The organism is Microcoleus sp. D2_18a_B4 (genome assembly GCF_036702475.1).
In the GTDB taxonomy this organism is placed as follows: Bacteria; Cyanobacteriota; Cyanobacteriia; order Cyanobacteriales; family Microcoleaceae; genus Microcoleus.
Map to the genome: position 1 here is coordinate 55,111 of NZ_JAUBTL010000001.1, position 23,080 is coordinate 78,190.

Here is a 23,080-nt window from a genome sequence, read left to right on the forward strand (position 1 = left end):
GAGCATCTCAATGAAAGCAGCCTAGCTAGAAATTGGAGTTAGGAGTCAGGAGTCAGGAGCCAGGAGAAAAGAGTCAGAAGGAAGAAGGAAGGAGCCAGAAGAAGTGTTTTTACAAATATGAGATGCTCCCAATCTTAACAGCATCACAATTAATGAAAAATATCAAGTTGAGAAAACTTTGGGATTCGCTGCACTGCGATCGTGCCGCTGGAATTGATATCACTCACCGAGTTATGAAAAAAGTAACAAACCAGGATTGATATGATGCCTAATTTTCAAGCAAAAACCACAGTCCGATTGCCGTAAACTAAAACACGATTTTGTAAATGATATCGCACCGCCCTTGCTAAAACAACCCTTTCTAAATCTTTACCTTTGCGAATCAAATCAGAGACTTCATCGCGGTGAGTCACGCGCACAACATCTTGTTCGATAATCGGGCCAGCATCTAAATCCGGTGTAACATAGTGGGCTGTTGCACCGATAATTTTCACCCCTCTTTCATAAGCCCTTTCGTAGGGATTTGCACCCACAAACGCGGGTAAAAATGAATGGTGAATATTAATCACATTGGGAAATTTTCTGATAAAGTCTTGACCCAAAATTTGCATATATTTAGCCAAAACTACTAAATCAATCTTATATTTTTTAAGAAGTTCTAACTGTTGTGCTTCTTGAATAGCTTTATTGTCTTTAGTAATGGGAATATACTCAAAGTCGATACCGTATTGTGCGGCAAGAGGCTTTAAATTTTCATGGTTGCTGATAATCAGGGGGATTTCACCTCTGATTTCTTGAGATTGTTGTCGCCAAATCAAGTCTAATAAACAATGATCTTGACGGCTGACCCAGATTGCGATGCGTCGAATTTTATGAGAGAAATGCAATTGCCAGTTGGCTTGTAAGTCCTTGGCAATTTCACTAAAAGCAGGTGTTATTTGTTCGGTGGTTAAGTCAAAATCATCTAATTGCCATTCTAGCCTGCTCAGAAATAATCCGGCGGTAAAATCTGTATGGTGATCCGCGTGGATGATATTGCCGTTGTGGGAGGCGATAAAATTGGCAAGTAAGGCAACAAGCCCTTTGCGATCGGGACAGGAAATTAACAGGGTTGCAGTAGGGCTAGTCATAATATAATGACAAAAGTTTCTGGCTGAGTTTATTGAGAAAAAAGTGATATCACAGGAGTTTATTGATACTAACTCCCATCATAAATTGTTATCTCATCCTGATTTTTGGGGTGCATGGATATCTCAGGAGAAAATGTAGGATGTCGCGTTTAGGGGCGGGCAAGATGCCCATCCCACAAGAGATTTTAACTAAAAGTGGAACAGGCATCTTGCCTGTTTCGATTGGTTTACGGGCGGGCAAGATGCCCATCCCACAAGAGATTTTAACTAAAAGTGGAACAGGCATCTTGCCTGTTTCGATGGGCTTATGGGCGGGCAAGATGCCCAACCCCTACTCCCCACAAGAGATTTTAACTAAGAGTGGAACAGGCATCTTGCCTGTATCTATCTTCCTTCTTCCTTCTTCCCTCTTCCTTCTTCCTTCTTCTAAAATCCCATCGCCCCAGCTACTGCATCCAAAGTCGGAGCAATGCCGCTTTTAAATTGATTGTTGCTGTGATTAATTGCGGTATCCGGGTCTTTCAAACCGTTACCAGTCAGCACGCAAACTACCGTCGCCCCAGTCGGAACTTGGTCTTTTACCTTCAGCAAACCCGCCACAGAAGCTGCACTCGCCGGTTCGCAGAAAATTCCTTCCTGTGATGCTAACAAACGGTAAGCGTCGAGAATTTCGGCGTCGGTGACGGCAGCAAAACTGCCACGGCTGGCTTCGGAAGCTGCGATCGCCTGTTTCCAGCTAGCAGGGTTGCCGATCCGAATTGCCGTCGCCAGGGTTTCTGGGTTCGCCACTGCTTGGCCCGTTACCAAAGGCGCAGCCCCGGCTGCTTGAAAGCCCATCATCTGCGGCAAGCGCGAACATTTTTTGGCTTGGTGGTATTGACAAAAACCCATCCAGTATGCTGTGATGTTTCCCGCATTTCCGACGGGAATGCAGAGCCAGTCGGGGGCATCGCCCAAAGCGTCCACCACTTCAAAAGCGCCGGTTTTCTGACCTTCCAAGCGGTAAGGATTGACGGAGTTGACCAATGTCACCGGATAATTGACAGCCATTTCGCGGACAATTTCTAAGGCGCGATCGAAATTTCCCCCAATCGAAATTACTTCCGCACCGTAAAGCAAAGCTTGCGCCAGCTTGCCCAAAGCCACGTAACCTTCGGGAATTAACACGAAAGCTCGCATCCCCCCGCGTCTGGCGTAGGCGGCCGCCGAGGCCGAAGTATTGCCGGTACTGGCGCAAATTACAGCTTCGGCACCAGCTTCCTTCGCCTTGGAAATCGCCATTGTCATCCCCCGGTCTTTGAAACTACCAGTGGGGTTGAGGCCGTCGTATTTCACTAAGACGCGCACGTCTCGACCGATGAGAGAGGCGATCGCAGGTGCTGGAATCAGGGGAGTATTGCCCTCTTGGAGGGTCACTACCGGCGTGGTTTCCGTCACCGGCAGGTAGGGGCGATAAGCTTCGATCAAGCCGGGCCAGCCGTAGCGTTTCGGCTCGGCGGCGCGGGCAGCAGAGTTAGCAGTAGAGTCAGTAGCAGGTAGAATCAGGGTCACGATGTCAATGGTTTTAGGCAATGGCCAAGGAATTTACACTAATTTTAGCTCGATCGGTTAATTTGATGTTTAATACGATCGGTTCAGGTTAAAGTAACTTAATGGTGTGAATGTGTAGATATGTCTACTCAATTACTAATGTCAAATAATTCATCCACTCTTTCCCGGCCTCAAGTCGCCGCGAGCAACCCCGAAATGGCTAGTTCTTCTACCCTATCGACCAGTTTTGCCCGCAAAGTAGATTTGGTGAAGTGCCCCTACCAAGCCGATCAGCAAGTTAAGTTCCTGCACTTGCAAGCAGAAATCGAATCCTTGCTGCTGGAAGTGCAAAGCCTCAAACAGCAACGCTCGATCGCTGGCTTGTCGGCTCTCGACCCGGTTTCTGGCAGCAAGAGCAATTAGCAGACAATAGCGCCTAATGCTAATTGTCCTGCCCCTGTGTTATAAAAACGAATGTTTTGCTACCCGCAGTGTTTTTTGCCAAAAGTGCTAGAAATTCCTAACTGCGGATAGCGATCGCTAGCATTTGCTAAAACGCGCTTGCCTACAGCTCAACTCGTCTGCTGCTTGCTGGCAACGAGCTGACCTTTTACTGCGCTTTTTTATGCGCTAATTTTGTTAAGCCATGCTCATGGCATACGGAGAATCGAAATCAGTTTATGACAGCATCGATCGAAAAACCACTAAATTTGACATCCGCAAGTGACACCTCCAACCTGCGCCTCAAAGATATTCTCAAAACCCTGCCGCGGGAAGTATTCGTCAAAAACCCCCGCAAAGCTTGGACAAAAGTCATCGTCAACGTTTTGCTAGTTGCTGTCGGTTACTTGGGCTTAGCAGTATCGCCTTGGTATCTACTGCCCCTAATGTGGATTTTCACAGGAACCGGATTAACCGGTTTTTTTGTGATCGGCCACGACTGCGGGCACCGGTCATTTGCTAACCGCCGCTGGGTAAACGATTTAGTCGGACATATTGCATTTCTGCCGTTAATTTATCCGTTTCACGCATGGCGACACGGGCACAATTACCACCACAAGCACACCAATAAACTTGGTGAGGATAATGCTTGGCAGCCGATGACAGCAGAAGACTACGCTGCCGCGCCCAAGGCTTTACAAATAGCTTATAGTTTAATATTCGGTCGGATGTGGTGGATTGGCTCGATCGCCCACTGGGCAAAAGTACACTTTATGTGGTGGCGCTTCAAAGGCAAACAGCAACAAGAACAAGTGCGGTTTTCAGTTTTTGTAGTTTTAATCGGTGCTGCGATCGGATTCCCGATTTTAATTGCAACCACAGGCATTTGGGGATTTGTCAAATTTTGGTTGATGCCCTGGCTGGTTTACCATTTCTGGATGAGCACTTTTACGATCGTCCACCACACCGCCCCAGATATTTCCTTTAAAGAACCCGAAGAATGGAACGAAGCCCAAGCGCAACTATCGGGAACAGTTCACTGCGATTATCCCCGCTGGGTAGAGTTTCTGTGCCACGACATTAACGTGCACGTTCCCCACCACCTTTCAACTGCTATTCCCTGGTACAATTTGCGCCTCGCCCACAGCAGCTTAAAGGAAAATTGGCAAGATCATCTCTACGAAACAGAATTTTCTTGGTCTTTAATGAAGCGGATTGCCGACAACTGTCACCTATACAATCCCGCTGGCGGCTATCAGACATTGCAAGAATTTAACGCTCAAACAAAGTAAGTTTGAAACGGGATAAATCCCTAAAAAACCCGGTTTGTCAAACACAACCGGGTTTTTCAATATTACAATCCGTAGCCTTTGTCAGGGACGGAATGCGCGCCCTACTGTCCAATACGGTTCAGTTAAGCTCGATCCCCCCTAGCCCCCCTTAAAAAGGGGGGGACAAGAACTTACTCAAAGTCCCCCTTCTTAAGGGGGATTTAGGGGGATCTCGCCCGGAATAAATATTTTTAACTGAACCGTATTGCCCTACTGTCAATATCACAATCCGTACCATTATTAAATCAGTCATTCCCCATCTAAAATCTAAAATCTAAAATCTAAAATCGAATGACTTTCAATCCCAATAACTGTCGCAACGAAAGCGAAGTAGAAAGCAAACTCATTGTCAGCTATCTGCTGCCAAAGTTAGGCTATACGCCCGACACTTGGCACCAAGAAATAGCATTTGGGAATATTCGTCTCGACTTCCTCTCATTTGCCACCCAAGTTATCCCCATAGTCATCGAGACAGACTCACCGATGAGTGTAGTCATGGAGGCTAAACATCCGAAGGAAAATTTAGACCGCCACCGGCGAAAACTAACTCGCTATTTAACAAGTTTGAGCATCCGCTACGGACTAATAACTAACGGTAAAGAAATTAGAATTTACGAAAGAATCGCCGATGATATTGAGCTAGTCTTTAAGTGTGCTGGACAAGACATTGAAAATAGAATTGATGAAATTATCGCTTTAATTGGCAGAGATAGTTTAAATTTTATAAAAAATCCCGATAATCTCAAACTGGAAGATAGTAAAATTAATTTGGTTAGTCCTGAGTTAATGAGCGAAGTCCCAGTACAGCCCAACAATCCCGCCCCCGCAGAACCTGAGCCAAGTCAAATCTCTGAACCACAACAAATACCTGAAAATAATCCAGTTAAGCCTCAAGTTAAATCCGATGTAACCGTTATCCCAACAACTCAAAATACGATGAAAATCATTGCAGTTTACCACAATAAAGGCGGCGTTGGCAAAACTACAACAGTAGTCAATTTAGCTGCTGCGCTGAGCAAGAAAGGTAAGAGAGTCTTGGTGATAGACTTAGACAGTCAGGCTAATACAACCTTTGCGACGGGTTTAGTAAAATTTGAGGATGAAGAACAAGACGATTTGAAAGATAATAATATTCTTCAAGTTTTGCAATCAGAAGACTTTTTCTCGATTGCACAAGTAGCTCGCAAGTCTAATTTTTGCCATCCCGAAATTGATGTGATTCCTTCCCATATTGATTTAATGCAATATGAAACGGAACTCAATCAACTAGATTACAGCCGCATGATTTTAATTCAGAAACTAGCAGAAGTACAGGATAAATATGATATTGTACTGATCGATACGCCGCCATCTTTGAATTTTTATGCGAGAGTTGCTCTAATTGCGGCGGATTATTTAATTATTCCTTCTGACTTAAAACCTTTTGCCAATCAAGGACTGATTAATGTCAAGGACTTTATCAAAAAAGTTAACGGATTCAAAAAACAAATTGGCAAGAAACCACTAGAAGTTTTAGGCGTCCTCCCTTGCAAAATTTCAACTAATGTTAAATTTGTACAGTACAGTTTGCCCAAGCGGAGGGAGGCAATTCCCAAACGCTACGGCTTTGAAATCATGGACAGCGTAATTTACGAGAGAGACGATTTAGCAAAGTGTGCAGAACAATTTCAAATCGTGGGAAATATGGAAATCGCCGATCCGATTTCAGTGCTAGACTTTAAGCCTGATTGCATCGCCTCCCAAGAATTTGAAATGCTAGCACTCGAAGTTTTGGAAAAAATAGGTAAAAACTAATGAAAAAATTATCTCCGTCACTGGTTGCAGTTAAAAAAATTACATCCGCAGTGCCACGTTCCAATTTTTCCGAGGCTGAGTTGGAGAAATTAGCCAGACTGATTTTAGAGTCAGGAGGATTGATTAATCCGATAATTGTCCGCCGAAACGGTATGGATGCTTACGAAATAGTAGACGGAAATTTTGAATACTACGCAGCGGCGAGAGCAAAGGAAATAGATGGTCCCAAAGGCGAGACAATCGGAGCATTCATCCTGGAAGAAGAAAATGAAGAACTTCTCCTCAAACAACTTGAAATTCTTAGAAAAACCGCAATCCCTGAGAATTTAGTTGAACTCCCAGAAACCGGGTTTTTGTACGAAAATACTTCGTCGCCGCCCGCAGATTCAATAACAAACCCTGTTTCTGTGGTCGAAGTTCCTAATTTAGGTGAAAATGAAACTACCGAAGATTCATCTAGTTTAGAACAGCGACTAACAAATATTGAAGCCCTGTTTGCAAGTCAAATCAATGAATTAAAAGCCGAGTACGCCCGTGAACAACAAGTTTTAGCGCAGAGTATACAAGAACTTGAAAACCGAATCTTACAACAAGTACCTCTGTTAGTTGAAGCTGGGTTAGCAAACAGAATTAATGAGTTGAAAGCAGAGTCGCCACCCGAAAAACAAGTGGTGGTAGAGAGGATACCAGAATTTGAAAACGTAACTTCCGAATCAATGTCGCTGTTGGAAGCACTCAATACTTTAGAGAAAAATCAACTGTCGGCTAATTTGAAAGATGCTGGCTTGAAGCTTCCAGTAATCCAAATAATACTCAAAGAGCGAGAAGTGCGGCCGTTTGTCTCATTTGCAAATGTGGTGGAACGTGTTAAAGGGTTAACCGACAAAACAATGATTAAAATAATTGACAAGTGGCAAAAATACTCATAACTCGCAACTCCTGCGGCTACTCGCAACTTTGACTCAGTGAGTCTCTACTCCAAAAAAAGTAAAGATGAGTAAAGCAGTGGATCATTGGTGTCCCACAGCCAGTTAAACTCATCACAGTCGCTTTTTTTAGGAATTGCAGTAACTTTTGCCGTAGCACGGGCGAGGGCGGGACGCCATCACCAGGGATGTCACCCCACGGGAAGCCGCGTAGATATACATAAATACCTACACACCAGATTTTAATGAGAAAAGGGGACTTATAACAAGATGGATCGATCGTCCGATCAAAACCGAATAGTTGAATATTTGCGGATTAAGCCAATTAGTCACAGTCAGATTTACACTTCCCAAATAGCAGTACCAGAGCCTCAGCGGGGCGAAATTCCTCGCGAACGCCGCGAAGCTCTCAGGAGGAGTCTGATCGAGCAGGGCAGCAACTTGATTCCTTTAATTGTGCGCCCCACTGAAGCTTACAGCAACGAAGAAGAATATGAAGTTGTCTGCGGCTCAGATTGGTGTATTCTTGCTAAAGAACTCGGCATCGAGCAAATGTGGGCTTGGGTATTTGAAATGACCGACGAGGAGGTAGCTGTTGCTCAAGCAGAAATGGAACATTTAGCTCCGCAACCGACTCATAAAACAGCACAAATTGAGACTCTACTGCAACAATTTGAGCTATCATTTCAAAAAAAGGTAGATAGTCTAACTAAACAAATAGAACAATCTGTTAAAAAAAATGAAGACCTGCTAAAAAAACACGTAAACGCTCTCACTGAGCAGAACTTTGAGCGTAACCAAATAGAACAGATTAAGCATTTGCTCGAACAAGTGGAAAAAGCATTTCAGGAAAAGGTAGATAAAATGGCTAAAAAAATTGAACAATCGAGCAGCAACCGTCCGCCAACATCGGCTGTTACTTCGGAGGTAAATCTAGAAGGTGCTTTGAGACAGTTGGATGAACTGGAAAAACTGCTGTCAATAAAATTAGAACGCACAGTCCAAACAATTAATCAGTTTGTTTCCGACACCATTGAAAACGTAGAAAATGACCTGAAAAATCAAATTGAAACGCTCCGCCGCCAACTGGGAGCCACAGCGACTCACTCAGAAAGACAGCCAGAGGCACCGCCGAAGAAGCAGTCAAAAACGCAGCCAAAGAAGCAGTCGAAAGCACAGCAGAAACCTCAGTTACCGCAGTTGCAGTTGGAGTTGCCGTTTCCGTCCCCAGAGGAAGACTACGAAAGTCTTTCGCTGAGACGGTTGAAGGCGATCGGCAAAGACAGGAAAGTGCGGGGCTACGCGCGCATGAAACGACCGGAAATCCTGGCAGCTCTCAGACAAACTGACGGTCAATAAAACGATAGTTGCTAATAGTTAAAGACTAATTATTCGGTCTTCGATCGCATTTTTGGGCAAAAAGTGCGATCGGGCTTTCACAATAGTCCTCGGCAGAGATATGAAAAGCTTGCTAAAATAGACACACAACCTCTTACTCCTCACTACGCAGCCATGTCCGCAACCGCAGAATTAGCTACTACCCAAGAAATACTAGAACAAGAGATACCGGAAAACTTTATCTTTCCTCCCGGCGATTTAGAGAGTGATGAACATTCCGTAGAAACAGAACTGCATCTGCGACAAATAATCCTACTCCTCCAAGGCCTAGAATGGCTGTGGCGAGATAGAAACAATTTCTATGCTGCTGGAAATCTAACCATTTATTACTGTTCCAAGCAACTCAAATCGAAGGACTTCCGAGGCTCCGACTTTTGTGTTGTACTCGGAACTGAACGCAAAACTCGGAAAAGCTGGGTAGTTTGGGATGAAGAGGGAAAGTACCCCAATATCATCGTTGAAATCCTGTCTCCCAAAACAGCGGATATAGACAAAAACTTTAAGAAACAACTCTATCAAGATACTTTTCGCACTCACGACTACTTTTGGTTTGATCCAGAAACTTTAGAATTAGCTGGGTTTCATTTAGTTGACGGGGAATATGAAGCAATCGCACCAAACGAATTCGGGCATCTGCGGAGTCAGCAGCTCGACTTGAGTCTCGGAATTTGTGGCGGAAAATTGCGTTTCTTTACAGCAGAAGGAGAGCTTGTCCCTACTCCTCAAGAGGTTGCAGAAACGGAGACTCAACGAGCCGGACAAGAAGCTCAACGAGCCGGACAAGAAGCTCAACGAGCCGATCGCCTGGCCGCGAAACTGCGAGAATTAAATATTGATCCCGATACAATTTAGCGATCGTCCTTTCATTCAATTTTCCTGTAGAGTAAGTTGGTTTAGGCGATCGCATATCCCGTATGTTGCCGAACATGATACGGATGAAACCCTAAAACTATCTTGTCTTTAGGCACTCCTAATTCTACAAGTTCTGCGGTAATTCCCGTTTCTATACCATCTTGTTGAATCCAGATTTTGCCGTCGATAATTTCCACATGAACGATACAATCGTGAATTCTTTTAGGCCCTTGCCAGCCATCGTGCATTAGTAAAAAATTGTTTTGTTCGCTGTCAACAATAACGCTGCTTTTAATTTCTCCGTGTCCGTAAGAAATCTGGGCATAACTATCTAAAACATTGCGAACAATTTGGCGATATTCATCTAGTCTATCCATCTGACAATTGTCTCCTTTAATGAATCAAAAACTATTAGTTTAAATCTCTTGTTCTCTAACAAAATCTGCCCGATAGGTTCAGAAAATATTTCTGCATAAACTTCTGCACGAATTGCCAGATATATTATCCGTTCAGGTTCCGCTCGCTGTAGAATATCTTCGTAAATAATATACTGTCCAACAGCTTGTTCTAAGTCATGAACTGGTGAAGCACTCACAAAACTTTTAACTTCTACAGCAATTTTGCGACCTTGCTTTTCGGCAGCAAATAGTTTTTCTGCACCTAAATCAACACTGAGAGTACGTTTACCAACTTTTAAGGGTAGCGGATCGTTTGTTATCGTCCACCCGTCCTTTTCCAGGGCTGTTCTGACAGTATTGTGGTAGATGTCTTTTGCTGGCATATTCTCTTCTAAGCTGAACCATCAAATGTCACCCTAATTATAGAATAACACAAGACTTTTGAACACTGATAACTCATCAATTCAAACTACTTACTGTCGCGTGTATCGATGCTTCACCCCAATCGGAAAATACTCCGCATCGCCCATCGCAGTTAATGTCACCACAGGTAACTGATATTCTGGCGGCACATAATTAGCAAATTCGCTGTTTAGCCGCAGCAATTGCGCGAGAATTGAAGATGCGATCGCCTGTTTCATCTCCTCGTCGCCCTCCACCCCCGCTGCTAATTCCACAACCACCGATAAAAACCGATTTTGCTCCGAATCCTCCCTGACTTGCAGTACAAATTTTCCCGTCACCCATTCCCGAATCGTGGGAACTTCTAAACCTACGGTGACATTTTCCGGGTAAATGTTAGCACCGAAGTAGGAAACGGTAAAGTGCGATCGCCCAAATACATAGACAAAGGGCAAGCAGCGAATCCCTCTGGGGAAATCAGAAACTTTCATACCTGCTGCTTGCTGCAAACGTGCCACAGGGTTAAATCCCCATTCAGCCAAAAAATTAAGCATTGCTTCGTAACAAATTAAACCGCCGTTATCGGAGATGTGATAGCGTATTAGCGGGATGCCGTTGTCGCCCGAAAATAACAGCGTGCCGTCATTATTCACTTCAAAAAAGCGGCTTTTCGGATCGTACTGCACCAGCGTTGGCAACCGCGATTCCCCGAATAAATTGCGTGCTGCTTCGGGATTCTTTGCTAAAAAGCGACGGATACAAATGCTCAGCGGTGTCTCGTTGCCCAAAACGCCCGCATCCGCAGTACCGTAAAGGCTCGCAGAGTTGTAATATAGATTGTCAGAATTAGTGCGATCGCTCACCAAACTCCGCCATTCTTCGCTAAACACTTCCCCAGCAAACACCATCTTAATTCGATATTTTTGCCACTCCACACCCCCAGCAATTCCGCTATCAATCACATCCTTGATAAATGGCGGATATCCCAACAAAACTACTTGCTCAAAATGCTCCCCAAGTTCCTGCACAACTCGGAATATTTCAGTCTTATTATTCCCAGGCGTCACAACTGTAACTGGATAACCCTTACTCGCTAGATAGCGGCAGCAATTTGCCGTGTACATTCCGCCTACCCAAGTTCCCAACGGAAAGCAAATCACAGCTAAAGTTGAGCGATTGTCGGCGTAAAAACTGTCGTGAAATATTTGTTCAAAACGAGCGGCAATTTGCAACTCGTCGCTGATAAAACGCGGCCAAAATGTCGGGTTTCCTGTCGAACCCGATGAAACAGCAATGAAATCGCAAGTTTCTAATTTGCCCTGGTGACACAACTGAGGTAGCGGGTGACAGCGTAAATAATTCTCTTTGGTAATTAGCGGCAATTTTTGGAAGTCTTCAAAGGTTTGAATTGAGGCGGGATTGATGTTAAGTGCAGCTAGGAAAGTCTGGTAAGCTGGTACTGTGGCCGCGACTTTTTGAAAAAGCGCGATCGCCCTGGATTCGGCAACTCGATTCTGTTGGTGTTGCAATCGTTCCTCAAGCGGCGCCCTCAAAAACTCTTCAAACGCCCCCATTGCTCGCTGACGCTGTTCTGGCTGCATGATTTGCTCCTTAAAATGGGTATTTGGCACCTCGATCGCTCAAAATTCAATTAGTAGCGCTAACACCCGATCGCACATTGGGCTGGACGCTAAAAATTTGAACACATTTTGAGGTCGATCGAATCGAAAATATGGCGCAGTCGATAAACTTCTATAGCACGAAACTGCTTTTTTAACAATAGCCACAGGGGATAGCCAAGCTGCCGATCGACTAATCAACACTGACAGAGTTTGACCGCGCCGCAAGCCCACCCCTGAAGGGGTCGGGATGCGTCTGCATTTGTCTTGCATATGAAGCTGTCGTTAAGTCGTTAATATCTACAATATACGATAAAATAACTTCAGGAGGTGAGCGAATTGATTTTGAGTTACAAGTATAAGTTGCGCCCCAATAATCAACAGCTTAAAAAACTATCGGGATGGCTCGATATGTTACGAGCTAATTACAACTGGTGTTGGCGCGACCGTGTTGATGGCTGGCATCAGCAATTTATTTGCGGTAGCTATTCCGATTTGAAAACACAAGCTGAAATCACACCTTTGACTTGCAGTTTAGTTAAGGGGACGCAATTAGCTAACCCCTGGAAAGGTGGTGGTGGCAAAGCCAAGAAAAAAGGGGAGAAAGATCGATCTCCTAAACGCACGGTAGTTTTGATGCAAGATGCAAACCTGCAAGAATTAAAAGATGCTAGACCCTGGTATCAAGAGATTGATATTGGGGTTTTACAGTTAATAACAGTTCGAGTTAACGAATCTTTTAATAAGTTTTTCAAGGGTGCTGGGTTTCCCAAATTTAAACGTCGTCACGATTTTAAATCCTTTAGTTACAAACCAGGAAGGATTAAAATCAAGGGTAATAAAATCTATTTGCCTAAAATCGGATGGATGCGTTTTTATAATTCGCGTTCTCTTCCAGATGGATTTGAAATCAAGACGGTTACAGTTAGACAGAAAGCTGATGGTTGGTACGTTTCAGTTAGAATTGAAAACAAGACAGTACCAGATTTTCCAATAATCCCAGACAGTGAAATTAAAACCATTACTGGCTGTGATATGGGATTAGGAAAATTGGTTTACTTGTCTGATGGAAGTAGTATTGACAACCCGCGTTTTGCTACTAATAAAAAAACTAAGCGTTTAATGAAAATTAGACAAAGGCGGGTTAGTCGCAAGCAAAAGGGAAGCAAGAATCGCAGTAAAGCTCAACTCAGGGTGAGTAAATTACATAACAGGATTCAACAGCGACGAGAATCTTATCAATGGGATGTGGCTAATCGAATTGTTAAAAAAGCTGATGCTGTTACGGTGGAAGATTTACCAGTCAAAAACATGATTAAACGGTGCAAACCAGTTAAGTCTGAGGCTGGTAGATTTTTATCTAATGGTCAATCAGCTAAACGAGGATTGAATCGTTCTATTGCTGATGCAAGTTGGTATGGTTTAACTCAAAAACTTGAATATTTGGCTGCGAAGCTAGGCAAGAAATTGTATAAAATTAACCCCAAATATACCAGTCAAACTTGTAGTAAATGTAGACAAGTTGATAAAAATAGTCGCAAGGGTGAAAAGTTTATTTGCACTAATTGCGGACATATTGATGATGCTAATTTACAAGCTGCTAAGAATGTGAAAACTAAGGCAATAGAAACCTACGGGTTAAATATTGTCAAGAAAAAGGTACGGCGGGACTCGCCGAAACCAGTACAAACGACACTTTTTAATGTCGGAATGTACGAACGCTCGTCAGATAATACGCTGCCCCAAAAAGGCAAACGGCGTGTGGGCGAGAACCCAGAGTACAAGCAATTGTCTCTCTGGGATATTTAGGGCGAAATTCCTAAAGAATCTCATCCCCTTCAGGGGTGGGAGTGTCAAACACTATGGCAAGATTAATTCAGCGATCGCCCAAAACTCCCAGTCTCAGTCAAGCGTGAAAATCCGACGCAGCAAGTTCCAATGAACAATCCCATCTACCCCGGCATAACTCTCAACAACCACTACCGCATCGTCCGCGAATTGGGACACGGAGGCTTCGGGCGCACCTACCTCGCTGAAGACACCCACCGATTTAACGAACCCTGCGTTTTAAAAGAATTTGCGCCCCAAGTACATGGAAGTTACGCTTTACAAAAATCCGAGGAACTGTTCGAGCGCGAAGCAGGAGTGCTCTACAAGCTGCAACACAATCAAATCCCGCGCTTTCGCGAACTCTTCCGCGTCAGTATCAGCGATCGAGGCTACCTATTTCTCGTCCAAGACTACGTGCCCGGTCAAACCTACCGCTTTCTGCTCGACGCCCGCAAGCGTCAGGGTTTGCGGTTCATAGAAGCAGAAATCAATCAATTGCTGCAGCAGATTTTGCCCCTGCTCGAATACATTCACTCTCTAGGAGTGATTCACCGCGACATCTCCCCGGACAACCTGATTCTGCGGAGTTCTGACGGGATGCCCGTGCTCATCGACTTCGGCGGAGTAAAACAAGTCGCCGCCACCGTAGAGTCTCTTTTCGCTGAGGCTAATGGCACTCTCGCCCCCGCGACTCGCATCGGCAAGCTCGGCTACGCTCCCGTCGAACAGATGCAGATGGGAATCGTCTCTCCCCACAGCGATTTGTACGCTCTGGCGGCCACGGTTTTGGTGTTGCTGACTGGGAAGGAACCGCATCAGTTGCTCGACAGCCAGACGCTGAATTGGAACTGGCGGGCGGAATGTTCTCTGTCTCCCAATTTGTCCCTGGTGCTGGATAAAATGCTTGCTCAACAGCCGAGCCAGCGTTACTCCTCGGCTCGCGAGGTAATGCTCGCTCTCTCCGGCAATCCGCCTTTGCAGCCTTTGCCGCCAGCCCTGCAGCCAGGGTATTTTGCGCCCACGCAGCCGCCGGATCTCTCGCCTATACCCGTGCCCGCCCCCACGCCAAAACTGCCGGGAACTCCGGTGCGAGTTGCTGCTATTGGCAATCAGCAAAAGATGCCTGCTTGGAAAATGGCTTTGTTTGTGGTGGCGGTGCTTTCAAGTATGGGGGGAGTTGGCTGGTTTGCGGGCAATTCTTTGTTAAATCTGCAATCAAAAGTGCAGAAAGTTCCCCAGCCTTCAAGCCCGAAGCAGGAGCAAGAAGATGCTTTGCAAGATCGCTTTGTAAAGCTCAAAATTGACGATCGATTCTATAACGGTTACGTCAACCTTGTAGACGAGACTTTCTATGCCAAATACCCGGAATTGGGGGGACGATTGTTAAAAGAAGGCGAGGAAGATCGCCAATGGCGCGAAAGGTGGCAGAAAATCGGCGACGAGTTGCTCGATAAGCTGGAAAATCTCAGCAGCGACGCTAGAGCGCGGTTGGGCACTTACGACACCACTGATATCGATCGCTGGAAAACTGAGGTTAACAAGCTGAATTTGAGCAGTCGGGCTCTCTACGATTTGGCTGATGCTAGGTTTTTTTATTGGTTTCCACAACAGCCGCGCGATCGCAATATCATTGGTTTGCCGATCGGACAAATTTGGCAAGCAATTACCGCCGACGAACTCGAAGCCTTACAAGCTGGAGCAACTGTCGAAAGCGTTGAATTTGACCGCCTATCGAACAGCAAACGCCTCACAGGCAATCTCAAACCCGGAGAAGGGAAAGCTTACATTGCCAGGTTCGCTCAAAATCAAACTTTGCGCGTGAATTTGCAAGCCCCGCGCAAATCAACTCTGCTGTCAATTTATTCTCCAGGGCGGACAAAAGGCGCGCGAGCTTTGCTGGAAGATGCAGAGGGGCTTAGTTGGTCTGGATTGCTGGATGATACTGGCTTTTATGAATTCGTGGTAGTTTCTCAAGCATCTGAGCCGATCGCTTACCAGTTGAATCTGACGGCGGAATAACTGCTATTGACAATCAAGCATCCAGGATACAAGCCCCCGGATTCATTCCGAAAGCAGACTCAGGACCCAGAAATAAAAAACCTGTATCCGATAAAGGAACCCCCGAATTTCTCTCGCGCAAGTCAATGCTTCAATTCTTTAATCTAAAATCTAAAATCTAAAATCGATTGACGCTCTCTATCCACCCGCGTAATAATAAGGTAATACCGATCAGGTAAGTTTTCCTGTTCAAACAAAGAATATGCTGAGATTCGCGATCGTAGCTTTAGTGACTTTTGGATTAGTATTAGTGACTGCACTAGGTTTACATCCGGCCAATGCGACAGTCAGCACTCCCGAATTTTATGCTTGGAACTTTGCCTCTGTAGGCAGTAGCGAGCTGGTTTGTAAAAAGACCGTGGTAGTTCCGCAAGACCAGATAATTCCGTCCTCATCCATGCACCATGTCCGTATCACTTCTGCAATTGTAGATTCCAAGTTTTGCGCGAATTCCACTAAGCCTGTGAATTAAGGCAGTGCATAATAGGATTTCCGGTTATATAGCAATCCTCGCATCATGTGTGAATTTCTTACTCCCTCCCCGAAGCCGCTCTGAGGGTTGGGGTGGGGTAAAAAAATTACGACTCCGGCAATGATTGCTATAGAACCATAATTAAGTTTTCCGTTAGTCGATTTTAGATGTTAGATTTACTTCACCGATGAATCTGGCAGATTGAACCTTAATCTAAAATTTTTCTCTCTCCACGACTGTTGTCTGAAAGCAAGTATCCTTTTTTGGATGAATCAGAACGCAGCGTCCTGATTCATCCATTGAGCGAAAACTCTAATTCTCAGTAAAAACACGGACTAATTATGAACAATTAACCGGACATTATATAAGTGATAGCCTGAGTAATTTCCCCCCTCGGCGCATTGAAACTCTTGGCTATTTTTTTTTATGAGAAATATTGGGTATTTTGTAATAAAAGTTTATCAAACGAGTCGGGCGCAGCAGTCTTCTGCTCTTGAAAGAGATCGAAATCTTCCCAATTTGGGCAGTTCTTTGATTGTGACTTAAGAACCGAGGGGAAGTATTCAGCCATTTGGCTAATGGTTTATTGGCTAATTAGCTGAATTATTAATTTGCTAGTTTGAGTATGCTAGAGTTAGTCAGGTTCAGATATAAAGTGGCATCTGTTATCTAAGTATCATGCTCAAAATTTTGGTAATTGAGGACGACGAATTAATCCGGGAAACTCTTCTGCAACTCCTGGAATCTCACAGCTACCGGGTCATTGCTGCCGAAAACGGTCGAGCTGGGGTGCAGATGGCACTTTCGGAGATACCTGATTTAATTTTGTGCGATGTGCAGATGCCGGAACTCGACGGTTATGACGTGTTGCGGACTCTGCGGCAAAACTCGCTAGCTGCAACAATTCCATTTATTTTCCTCACGGCTCAAAGTGACAAAACCGATTTTCGTCGGGGGATGGAATTGGGGGCAGACGATTACCTGACAAAGCCGTTTACCAAAGCTGAATTGCTGGGAGCCATTGCTTCTCGCGTCTTGAAACGGCAAACTATTACTCAACCGCTGACACTCGCGCTTCACCAAGCAGAAGCCAGACTCAAAGATTTAGTTAACGACTCCACCAAGGTTACGACTCTCTCTCCTGAAAAGTTTGCTCTCGAAGCTTTGCTGCGCCACGCTTTGGCACAAGGTGAGTTTCAGGTATACTATCAGCCGCAAGTGAATATTGCTACCGGCCAAGTTATCGGCGCTGAAGCTTTAGTGCGCTGGCAAAATCCCGATCGAGGAATAATTTCTCCCGGAGAATTTATTCCCTTAGCAGAAGAAACAGGTTTAATTATTCAGATTGGCGAGTGGGTACTGCTTTCAGCTTGCGCCCAAGCCGCTAGTTGGCTGGCTGCGGGGTTTTCGCCCTTTACAATATCAGTAAACTTGTCGGCGCGGCAGTTGTCCGACCCGGAACTCAAGGCGCGAATCGTGCAAATATTGGAAACTACAGGCTTGGAGCCTGCTAATTTAGAATTAGAAATGACCGAAAGCGCTTTGGTGGAAAATGCGACAGTAGCAGGCGCTACTTTAAACCAACTTAAAGCTCTAGGAATTCGGATTGCGATTGACGACTTCGGCACCGGTTACGCTACTTTAGGATATCTCAAGCAATTTGCTTTTGACAGTTTAAAGATCGATCGAATTTTCGTCCGTAATGCCAACGAAGATACTCAAAATGCTGCTATTACTACAGCAGTAATTTTACTGGGTCACAGTTTGAATATGACCGTAATTGCTGAGGGAGTGGAAACAGAAGCCGAACTAGATTTTTTGAAACAACATCAGTGCGATATCATGCAGGGGTATCTGTTCAGCCGCCCCGAACCAGCAGCGATAATTGAAAGTATGTTGGTTGCCGACCCGAGTTTGTTCGCGCCGCCCGCAGCAGCACCAGGTCGCGTTGTCCCTTTTGTACCTGTGTCCGAACCAGAAAAATCTAAAAACCTTTCAATGTCGGGTCTAGGTATAGTGTAAGTGTCACCAAAATTTCTGTTTTATAGGATAAAATTCTTTCTTTTAGCTTCTATTTTCTGCATAAAAGTTGACGCTACCTCCTAAAAAGTTGTAGCTTTTGATGATAGGCGAATCAAAGAAGGATATTGTTCCCCATATTGCTCTACTGCTTCCCCTTTTAGGCGCTAGGCGCCGCTAATTGGACGATTTGAGAAAGTGTGCCGTCTTGAAATTGCGAGCCTTTATCAAGTGGCAGGAGGTAAACTCAATTAAGTTCCTACTTTGGGACTGGCAGTTTCAAGAACTGTCCAACTGGAATTGGTGCAAGCCTGTCATGGAAAGAATATTAGTGGTTGACGACGAAGCAGACTGTCAAACAGTCTTAGCAATGTACTTGGAAAGTCAAGGATATCGGGTGGAATGCGCTAATTCAGGGGTTGAGGCGCTCTCGATTTTTGAAAATGCCCCCCCAGATTTGGTAATTTCAGATGTCATGATGCCGGAAATGGACGGGTTTGAGTTTTGTCGCCGTTTGCGAACTACCCGTTTGGGACAGTTAGTCCCCTTTATATTTTTGTCGGGTCAAGGCGAGTTGGAGTCAAAAGTTGAAGGTCATGCGATCGGCGGTGACGATTATCTGGTAAAACCTTTTCAGTCTGAAGAAATTTTAGCTAAGGTAAAGGCGCAGTTAGAGCGCTCTCACCGCATTCACGCCGAGATTGTCCGACTGCTTCAAACTTCTAGCGGTAGGGCGGTGGAACCACAATTTGTGCCAGTAGTGCCACCACCTGGACCTTTGCCTTTAACACCAGCCGAGGAAAGAGTTTTTTGGGAAGTGATCCAGGGTTATACTAACAAACAAATTAGCGATCGACTGTTTATTAGCCCCCGGACTGTGCAAGCTCATTTAGGCAGCATTTTCAGCAAATTACAGTTAGAAAATCGGGCCCAGCTTGTGAGATTTGCCCTAGAAAGAGGATACAAACCACCTCAAACTTAGCTCCGAGTTCAACCTAGGGTGCGCCAGCCAGGGGATTTTAGATTTTAGATTTTAGATTTTAGATTTACTCCACAGATGAATCTGGGAACTAGAGTCTAAAATTTTTCTTCCACATTCAAAACACAATAAGGAAAATTCGTTATCACGCAAACCCCCGGCCCCAAATTCGTACCTCGCAAGTTGGCACGTTCCAAATCAGCCTGCCGCACGTTATTCGCCGCATCAATATTTGTCCCCGCCAATTGAGCCCCAGGAAGCCTAGTATTTGACAAAATAGCATTCTGCAAATTAGTATCGCGCACATCCGCGAAAGACATATCCGCTCCGCTTAAATTCGCACGATTCAAATTAACTCTAAACAGCAGCGAACGTCTCAAATCTGCATTAGACAAATTAGCTTGCAACAGATAAGCTTCGCCCAGATTCGCATTAAAAAGTTTAGCACCGCGCAAATCCGCACTCGTCAGATTCGCCCGCCCCAAAAAAGCATTAGACAAATCCGCATTTCGCAGATTAGCACCATTCAATTCAGCACCATACATCTCGGCATTAACTAAGTTAGCATTTGCCAAATTAGCATCACTTAAATCCGCTTCTAGCAAATTAGCTTCATAGAGATTTGCTCCGCTTAAATCCGCTCCTCTTAAATTAGCTCTGTACAAGCTAGCCTTGAACAAATCAGCATTTCTCAAGTCACAGCCTTCGCACTCTTTAGTTTCCAGCAATTGCCTAACATGATCTGGATTTTGAGCCTTAACGGGAGCTGCCAGCCCAAACAAAGCTAAACTTGCCGTTACAGTTGCCAAGAGTTTAAGTTTCACAAACAAACCTCACTGCTACTTCAAACAAATTATACTAGCAAACTATAGACTTGAAACCCATATCCCTCTCTCTTTCCTCTTGCTCTGCGTTCTCTGCGCCCTCTGCGGTAAATATTCAAAAAAATGATTCGCAGCCAAGGATATAGACCAGCTTCCAGCAAGGCGGGCAAAGCCCGCCCTACTTAACTTAATTAAGCTTCATCTAAAGCAGCAACACCAGGCAATTCCTTACCTTCTAGCAGCTCCAAACTAGCACCACCACCAGTAGAAATGTGGCTCATTTGTTCACCTAAATTCAACTGTTCCACAGCCGCCACCGAGTCACCACCACCGATAATTGTGGTAGTACCAGTTTTAGTAAGTCCAGCCAAAGAATGAGCGATACCTTCAGTTCCTACAGCAAACTTCTCCATCTCAAACACGCCCATCGGCCCGTTCCAGATTACCGTTTTGCAATCGGCCAAAGCATCTTGGAAAGTTTTTACTGAATCCGGGCCGATATCCAAACCCATCCAACCGTCGGGGATGCTTTCTACAGGAACAGTTTGAGTGTTAGCCGCCGCATCAAACTTGTCAGCAACTACCACATCAGTAGGTAACAGAAAAGTAACTCCCCGTTCCTTCGCCTTAGCTTCCAAAGACTTAGCCAATTCCAGCTTGTCCTCTTCCACCAAAGACTTGCCCACGTTCAAGCCGCGAGCTTTGTAGAAGGTGAAAACCATGCCACCCCCCAACAGCAATTTGTCGCACTTTTCGAGCAGTTTTTCAATGACTCCAATCTTGCTGGAAACCTTAGAACCGCCGATTATAGCAGCTAAAGGACGCTGAGGATTGTCGATCGCACTGCCGAGATATTGCAGTTCCTTCTCCATCAAAAACCCAGCCACAGAAGGACTCAGATACTTAGTAACGCCCTCAGTAGAAGCGTGAGCCCGGTGAGCCGTACCAAAAGCATCATTGACATACAAATCGGCCACAGAAGCTAACTTCTTAGCAAATTCTGGGTCGTTTGCCTCCTCCTCTGGGTAGAAGCGGACATTTTCCAGCAACAGCACATCGCCATCTTGCATCGCCGCGACTGTAGCAGCTACTTCATCACCGATGCAGTCGTCAGTCTTTTTGACCTCTTTGCCCAACAATTCCGACAGGCGCACAGCAACCGGCGTCAAGCGCAACTTCTCCGTCACACCCTTGGGACGGCCGAAGTGGCTGCACAAAATCACCTTAGCGCCCTTGGACGCTAAATCTTGAATTGTCGGCAGAGCCGCCCGGATGCGAGTATCATCGGTGATATTGCCGTTGTCGAGCGGCACGTTAAAGTCCGCCCGCACCAATACCCGTTTGCCCGATAAGTCCGATGCCGATAAATTTGCTACAGTTTTTTTTGTCACAGGATTAACCTCCTAATATGTGTGTTTTTGTCGAATTCCGTTGAAATGGCGGCACTGGTAACTTGCACCCCGGCCTCGGACGCATTCAACCGCGCCCGTACAAAAAACGGAAGATGGAACAAACGGCACTGATTGGCTTAACCTAAACATTTTATCGGAGTCCGTGTCCCGGAGATGTGCAGTATGTTCAAGACAGTCTTATTTCCTGTAGATCAAAGCCGAGAAGCCCGCGAAGCTGCCGAAAAGGTGGTCAATATCGTAAAAACCTACGGTGCTCGTTTAGTTATTCTCTCGGTAGTCGAGCCCCCAGCCGAGGAGGCCGACGCCCCCGCGCGCGAGGTGATGACTTCCCCCGAAGCAGTCGCCAAACTTCTTTCTGAGGCCCAATCGATGTTTTCCCAGCAGGGAATTGAAGCTGAAATTATCGAACGGGAAGGCAAACCTGCTTTCACGATTTGCGATGTGGCTGACGAAATTGGGGCCGATTTGATTGTGATGGGCTGTCGGGGGATGGGTTTAACCGATGATGGGGCGTCTGACAGCGTTACCAGTCGGGTAATCAATCTGTCTCCTTGTGCAGTTTTGATTGTGCCTTAAGGAAGGAAGGAAGAAGGAAGAAGGAAGAAGGAAGAAGGAAGAAGGAAAACTCTTTCTTATTACTTATTTCCAGTAGTGTAAGTTAGATGCCCAACAGCTTACTTCTGCCATTTTCCTGATTCCATCCTTCCTTCGTGCCCTTAAATCCGTTACACTCATCCGTTCCCTGATTATTTCTTGCTTCTTCCCTCTTCCTTCTTGCTTCTTCCTTCTTCCTTCTTCCTTCCTATTATGAAAATTCACTGGTATCCCGGTCACATTGCCAAAGCTGAACGGGCATTAAAAGAACAGCTAAAGCGGGTAGATGTGGTGCTCGAAGTCCGAGATGCCCGCATTCCATTGGCTACTTATCACCCCCAAATGCCGAGTTGGGTGGGCGGCAAGCCGCGAGTCTTGGTCGTCAACCGCATGGATATGATTACGCCTCGAACGCGCGAGGCGTGGGAAACATGGTTTGAGGCCCAGGGGGAAACGGCGTATTTTACTAATGCCGAGCACGGTCACGGAGTAGACGCTGTGGCGGATGCGGTGCAGAATGCTGGGGTGCAGCTAAATAAAAGAAGGTTCGATCGAGGTATGCTGCCCCGTCCAGTCCGGGCAGTGGTAATGGGATTTCCCAATGTGGGAAAATCTGCTTTAATTAATCGGCTGTTAGGGCGGAGAGTGGTAGACAGTGCCCGCAGAGCTGGAGTAACTAAATCGCTGCGATGGATTCGCATTTCTGACGAAATTGAATTATTAGATGCCCCCGGAGTGATCCCAACCCGAATTAACAATCAAGAAAATGCCATAAAATTAGCTATTTGCGAAGATATTGGCGAAGCAGCTTACGACAATCAGGTAGTAGCAGCAGCTATGGTAGATTTGCTGCGAGGGCTGGAGGCGACTGATGAGACTTTGATATCAATATCTGGTTTCAAATCCAGGTATAAATTAGATGCAGCCTCTAGTAATGGTGAAGATTATCTGCACGAGGTAGCAAAAGACAGGTATAAAGGAGATGTCGAACGAACGGCGCGGCAGATGTTAAACGATTTTAGAACTGGTGTTTTAGGTCAACTTACTTTGGAGTTGCCGCCGGCTTGATCC

General features: G+C 45.4%; 21 protein-coding genes and 1 pseudogene. 14 read left to right on the forward strand and 8 right to left on the reverse strand.

The window, feature by feature from the left end:
• Positions 1 to 32 precede the first annotated feature (32 nt).
• On the forward strand, positions 33 to 260 hold the full coding sequence (locus tag QUB04_RS00260) for a hypothetical protein (RefSeq protein ID WP_333279819.1): 228 nt from the start codon (positions 33 to 35) through the stop codon (positions 258 to 260).
• Between the two features lie 15 nt (positions 261 to 275).
• Here QUB04_RS00260 and purU read toward each other — a convergent pair whose 3' ends face one another.
• A complete protein-coding gene (gene purU, locus QUB04_RS00265) occupies positions 276 to 1,130 on the reverse strand; it encodes a formyltetrahydrofolate deformylase (RefSeq protein WP_333279821.1) in 855 nt (284 codons plus the stop codon).
• Positions 1,131 to 1,556: 426 nt separating this feature from the next.
• Positions 1,557 to 2,681, reverse strand: coding sequence for a threonine synthase (gene thrC / locus QUB04_RS00270; protein WP_445301026.1), 1,125 nt, complete (start codon positions 2,679 to 2,681; stop codon positions 1,557 to 1,559).
• A 120-nt stretch (positions 2,682 to 2,801) separates the two neighbouring features.
• Between thrC and QUB04_RS00275 the strand changes: the two genes are divergently transcribed.
• The 6 genes from QUB04_RS00275 (at position 2,802) to QUB04_RS00300 (ending at position 9,402) form a co-directional block, all read left to right on the forward strand.
• On the forward strand, positions 2,802 to 3,083 hold the full coding sequence (locus tag QUB04_RS00275) for a hypothetical protein (RefSeq protein ID WP_333279824.1): 282 nt from the start codon (positions 2,802 to 2,804) through the stop codon (positions 3,081 to 3,083).
• A 257-nt stretch (positions 3,084 to 3,340) separates the two neighbouring features.
• Complete coding sequence (locus QUB04_RS00280; RefSeq protein WP_333279826.1) at positions 3,341 to 4,393, forward strand: fatty acid desaturase; 1,053 nt, start codon at positions 3,341 to 3,343, stop codon at positions 4,391 to 4,393.
• A gap of 330 nt (positions 4,394 to 4,723) precedes the next feature.
• A complete protein-coding gene (locus tag QUB04_RS00285; RefSeq protein WP_333279828.1) occupies positions 4,724 to 6,226 on the forward strand; it encodes an AAA family ATPase in 1,503 nt (500 codons plus the stop codon).
• Positions 6,226 to 7,155, forward strand: coding sequence for a ParB N-terminal domain-containing protein (locus QUB04_RS00290; protein ID WP_333279830.1), 930 nt, complete (start codon positions 6,226 to 6,228; stop codon positions 7,153 to 7,155). The genes QUB04_RS00285 and QUB04_RS00290 overlap by 1 nt, the downstream gene beginning before the upstream one ends.
• A 267-nt stretch (positions 7,156 to 7,422) precedes the next feature.
• The gene (locus tag QUB04_RS00295) at positions 7,423 to 8,511 is read left to right on the forward strand and encodes a Rho termination factor (modular protein) (protein WP_333279832.1); all 1,089 of its coding nucleotides are present in this window, start codon (positions 7,423 to 7,425) and stop codon (positions 8,509 to 8,511) included.
• A 153-nt stretch (positions 8,512 to 8,664) separates the two neighbouring features.
• Positions 8,665 to 9,402 (forward strand): Uma2 family endonuclease, encoded by a 738-nt coding sequence (locus tag QUB04_RS00300; RefSeq protein WP_333279834.1) that lies wholly within the window; start codon positions 8,665 to 8,667, stop codon positions 9,400 to 9,402.
• Between the two features lie 41 nt (positions 9,403 to 9,443).
• Here QUB04_RS00300 and QUB04_RS00305 read toward each other — a convergent pair whose 3' ends face one another.
• The 3 genes from QUB04_RS00305 to QUB04_RS00315 all read right to left on the reverse strand — a co-directional run bounded on the left by QUB04_RS00305 (position 9,444) and on the right by QUB04_RS00315 (position 11,803).
• The gene (locus tag QUB04_RS00305) at positions 9,444 to 9,779 is read right to left on the reverse strand and encodes a XisI protein (RefSeq protein ID WP_333279836.1); all 336 of its coding nucleotides are present in this window, start codon (positions 9,777 to 9,779) and stop codon (positions 9,444 to 9,446) included.
• Entirely contained in the window at positions 9,767 to 10,183 is a 417-nt protein-coding gene (locus QUB04_RS00310) for an element excision factor XisH family protein (RefSeq protein WP_333279838.1), read from the reverse strand. Before QUB04_RS00310 ends, QUB04_RS00305 begins: the two co-directional genes overlap by 13 nt.
• Positions 10,184 to 10,273: 90 nt before the next feature.
• Positions 10,274 to 11,803, reverse strand: coding sequence for a phenylacetate--CoA ligase family protein (locus tag QUB04_RS00315; protein ID WP_333279840.1), 1,530 nt, complete (start codon positions 11,801 to 11,803; stop codon positions 10,274 to 10,276).
• A gap of 348 nt (positions 11,804 to 12,151) precedes the next feature.
• Here QUB04_RS00315 and QUB04_RS00320 point away from each other — a divergent pair.
• The 5 genes and pseudogenes from QUB04_RS00320 to QUB04_RS00340 form a co-directional block, all read left to right on the forward strand.
• Positions 12,152 to 12,274, forward strand: a pseudogene (locus QUB04_RS00320) (helix-turn-helix domain-containing protein); the annotation flags it as partial.
• 183 nt (positions 12,275 to 12,457) lie between these two features.
• Positions 12,458 to 13,630 carry a transposase gene (locus QUB04_RS00325; protein WP_333280190.1) on the forward strand — a complete coding sequence of 391 codons (1,173 nt, stop codon included), beginning with the start codon at positions 12,458 to 12,460 and terminating at the stop codon, positions 13,628 to 13,630.
• A 129-nt stretch (positions 13,631 to 13,759) separates the two neighbouring features.
• Positions 13,760 to 15,670 (forward strand): serine/threonine-protein kinase, encoded by a 1,911-nt coding sequence (locus tag QUB04_RS00330; protein ID WP_333279842.1) that lies wholly within the window; start codon positions 13,760 to 13,762, stop codon positions 15,668 to 15,670.
• Positions 15,671 to 16,859: 1,189 nt separating this feature from the next.
• Entirely contained in the window at positions 16,860 to 18,203 is a 1,344-nt protein-coding gene (locus QUB04_RS00335; RefSeq protein ID WP_333279844.1) for an EAL domain-containing response regulator, read from the forward strand.
• 205 nt (positions 18,204 to 18,408) lie between these two features.
• Complete coding sequence (locus QUB04_RS00340) at positions 18,409 to 19,182, forward strand: response regulator (RefSeq protein ID WP_445301025.1); 774 nt, start codon at positions 18,409 to 18,411, stop codon at positions 19,180 to 19,182.
• Between the two features lie 95 nt (positions 19,183 to 19,277).
• On the opposite strand, the gene QUB04_RS00345 is transcribed toward QUB04_RS00340, so the two are convergent.
• On the reverse strand, positions 19,278 to 20,003 hold the full coding sequence (locus QUB04_RS00345; RefSeq protein ID WP_333279846.1) for a pentapeptide repeat-containing protein: 726 nt from the start codon (positions 20,001 to 20,003) through the stop codon (positions 19,278 to 19,280).
• A 191-nt stretch (positions 20,004 to 20,194) separates the two neighbouring features.
• Entirely contained in the window at positions 20,195 to 21,394 is a 1,200-nt protein-coding gene (locus tag QUB04_RS00350) for a phosphoglycerate kinase (protein WP_333144677.1), read from the reverse strand.
• 183 nt (positions 21,395 to 21,577) lie between these two features.
• Between QUB04_RS00350 and QUB04_RS00355 the strand changes: the two genes are divergently transcribed.
• Positions 21,578 to 21,991 carry a universal stress protein gene (locus QUB04_RS00355; protein ID WP_333107288.1) on the forward strand — a complete coding sequence of 138 codons (414 nt, stop codon included), beginning with the start codon at positions 21,578 to 21,580 and terminating at the stop codon, positions 21,989 to 21,991.
• A gap of 63 nt (positions 21,992 to 22,054) precedes the next feature.
• Here the strand turns inward: QUB04_RS00355 and QUB04_RS00360 are convergent, their stop codons facing one another.
• Entirely contained in the window at positions 22,055 to 22,234 is a 180-nt protein-coding gene (locus QUB04_RS00360) for a hypothetical protein (RefSeq protein WP_333279848.1), read from the reverse strand.
• Between QUB04_RS00360 and ylqF the strand changes: the two genes are divergently transcribed.
• Positions 22,223 to 23,077 carry a ribosome biogenesis GTPase YlqF gene (gene ylqF, locus QUB04_RS00365; RefSeq protein ID WP_333279850.1) on the forward strand — a complete coding sequence of 285 codons (855 nt, stop codon included), beginning with the start codon at positions 22,223 to 22,225 and terminating at the stop codon, positions 23,075 to 23,077. The two genes, QUB04_RS00360 and ylqF, sit on opposite strands and share 12 nt — an antisense overlap.
• Positions 23,078 to 23,080: the final 3 nt, after the last annotated feature.

Bases quoted from the DNA above. Each gene is read 5' to 3' on its own strand.
- QUB04_RS00305 (WP_333279836.1), bottom strand. From the start codon at position 9,779: ATGGATAGACTAGATGAATATCGCCAAATTGTTCGCAATGTTTTAGAT.
- QUB04_RS00295 (WP_333279832.1), top strand. From the start codon at position 7,423: ATGGATCGATCGTCCGATCAAAACCGAATAGTTGAATATTTGCGGATT.
- QUB04_RS00335 (WP_333279844.1), top strand. From the start codon at position 16,860: ATGCTCAAAATTTTGGTAATTGAGGACGACGAATTAATCCGGGAAACT.
- QUB04_RS00300 (WP_333279834.1), top strand. From the start codon at position 8,665: ATGTCCGCAACCGCAGAATTAGCTACTACCCAAGAAATACTAGAACAA.
- purU (WP_333279821.1), bottom strand. From the start codon at position 1,130: ATGACTAGCCCTACTGCAACCCTGTTAATTTCCTGTCCCGATCGCAAA.
- QUB04_RS00275 (WP_333279824.1), top strand. From the start codon at position 2,802: ATGTCTACTCAATTACTAATGTCAAATAATTCATCCACTCTTTCCCGG.
- QUB04_RS00290 (WP_333279830.1), top strand. From the start codon at position 6,226: ATGAAAAAATTATCTCCGTCACTGGTTGCAGTTAAAAAAATTACATCC.
- QUB04_RS00355 (WP_333107288.1), top strand. From the start codon at position 21,578: ATGTTCAAGACAGTCTTATTTCCTGTAGATCAAAGCCGAGAAGCCCGC.
- QUB04_RS00285 (WP_333279828.1), top strand. From the start codon at position 4,724: ATGACTTTCAATCCCAATAACTGTCGCAACGAAAGCGAAGTAGAAAGC.
- QUB04_RS00315 (WP_333279840.1), bottom strand. From the start codon at position 11,803: ATGCAGCCAGAACAGCGTCAGCGAGCAATGGGGGCGTTTGAAGAGTTT.
- ylqF (WP_333279850.1), top strand. From the start codon at position 22,223: ATGAAAATTCACTGGTATCCCGGTCACATTGCCAAAGCTGAACGGGCA.
- QUB04_RS00325 (WP_333280190.1), top strand. From the start codon at position 12,458: ATGCAAGATGCAAACCTGCAAGAATTAAAAGATGCTAGACCCTGGTAT.
- QUB04_RS00280 (WP_333279826.1), top strand. From the start codon at position 3,341: ATGACAGCATCGATCGAAAAACCACTAAATTTGACATCCGCAAGTGAC.
- QUB04_RS00330 (WP_333279842.1), top strand. From the start codon at position 13,760: ATGAACAATCCCATCTACCCCGGCATAACTCTCAACAACCACTACCGC.
- QUB04_RS00310 (WP_333279838.1), bottom strand. From the start codon at position 10,183: ATGCCAGCAAAAGACATCTACCACAATACTGTCAGAACAGCCCTGGAA.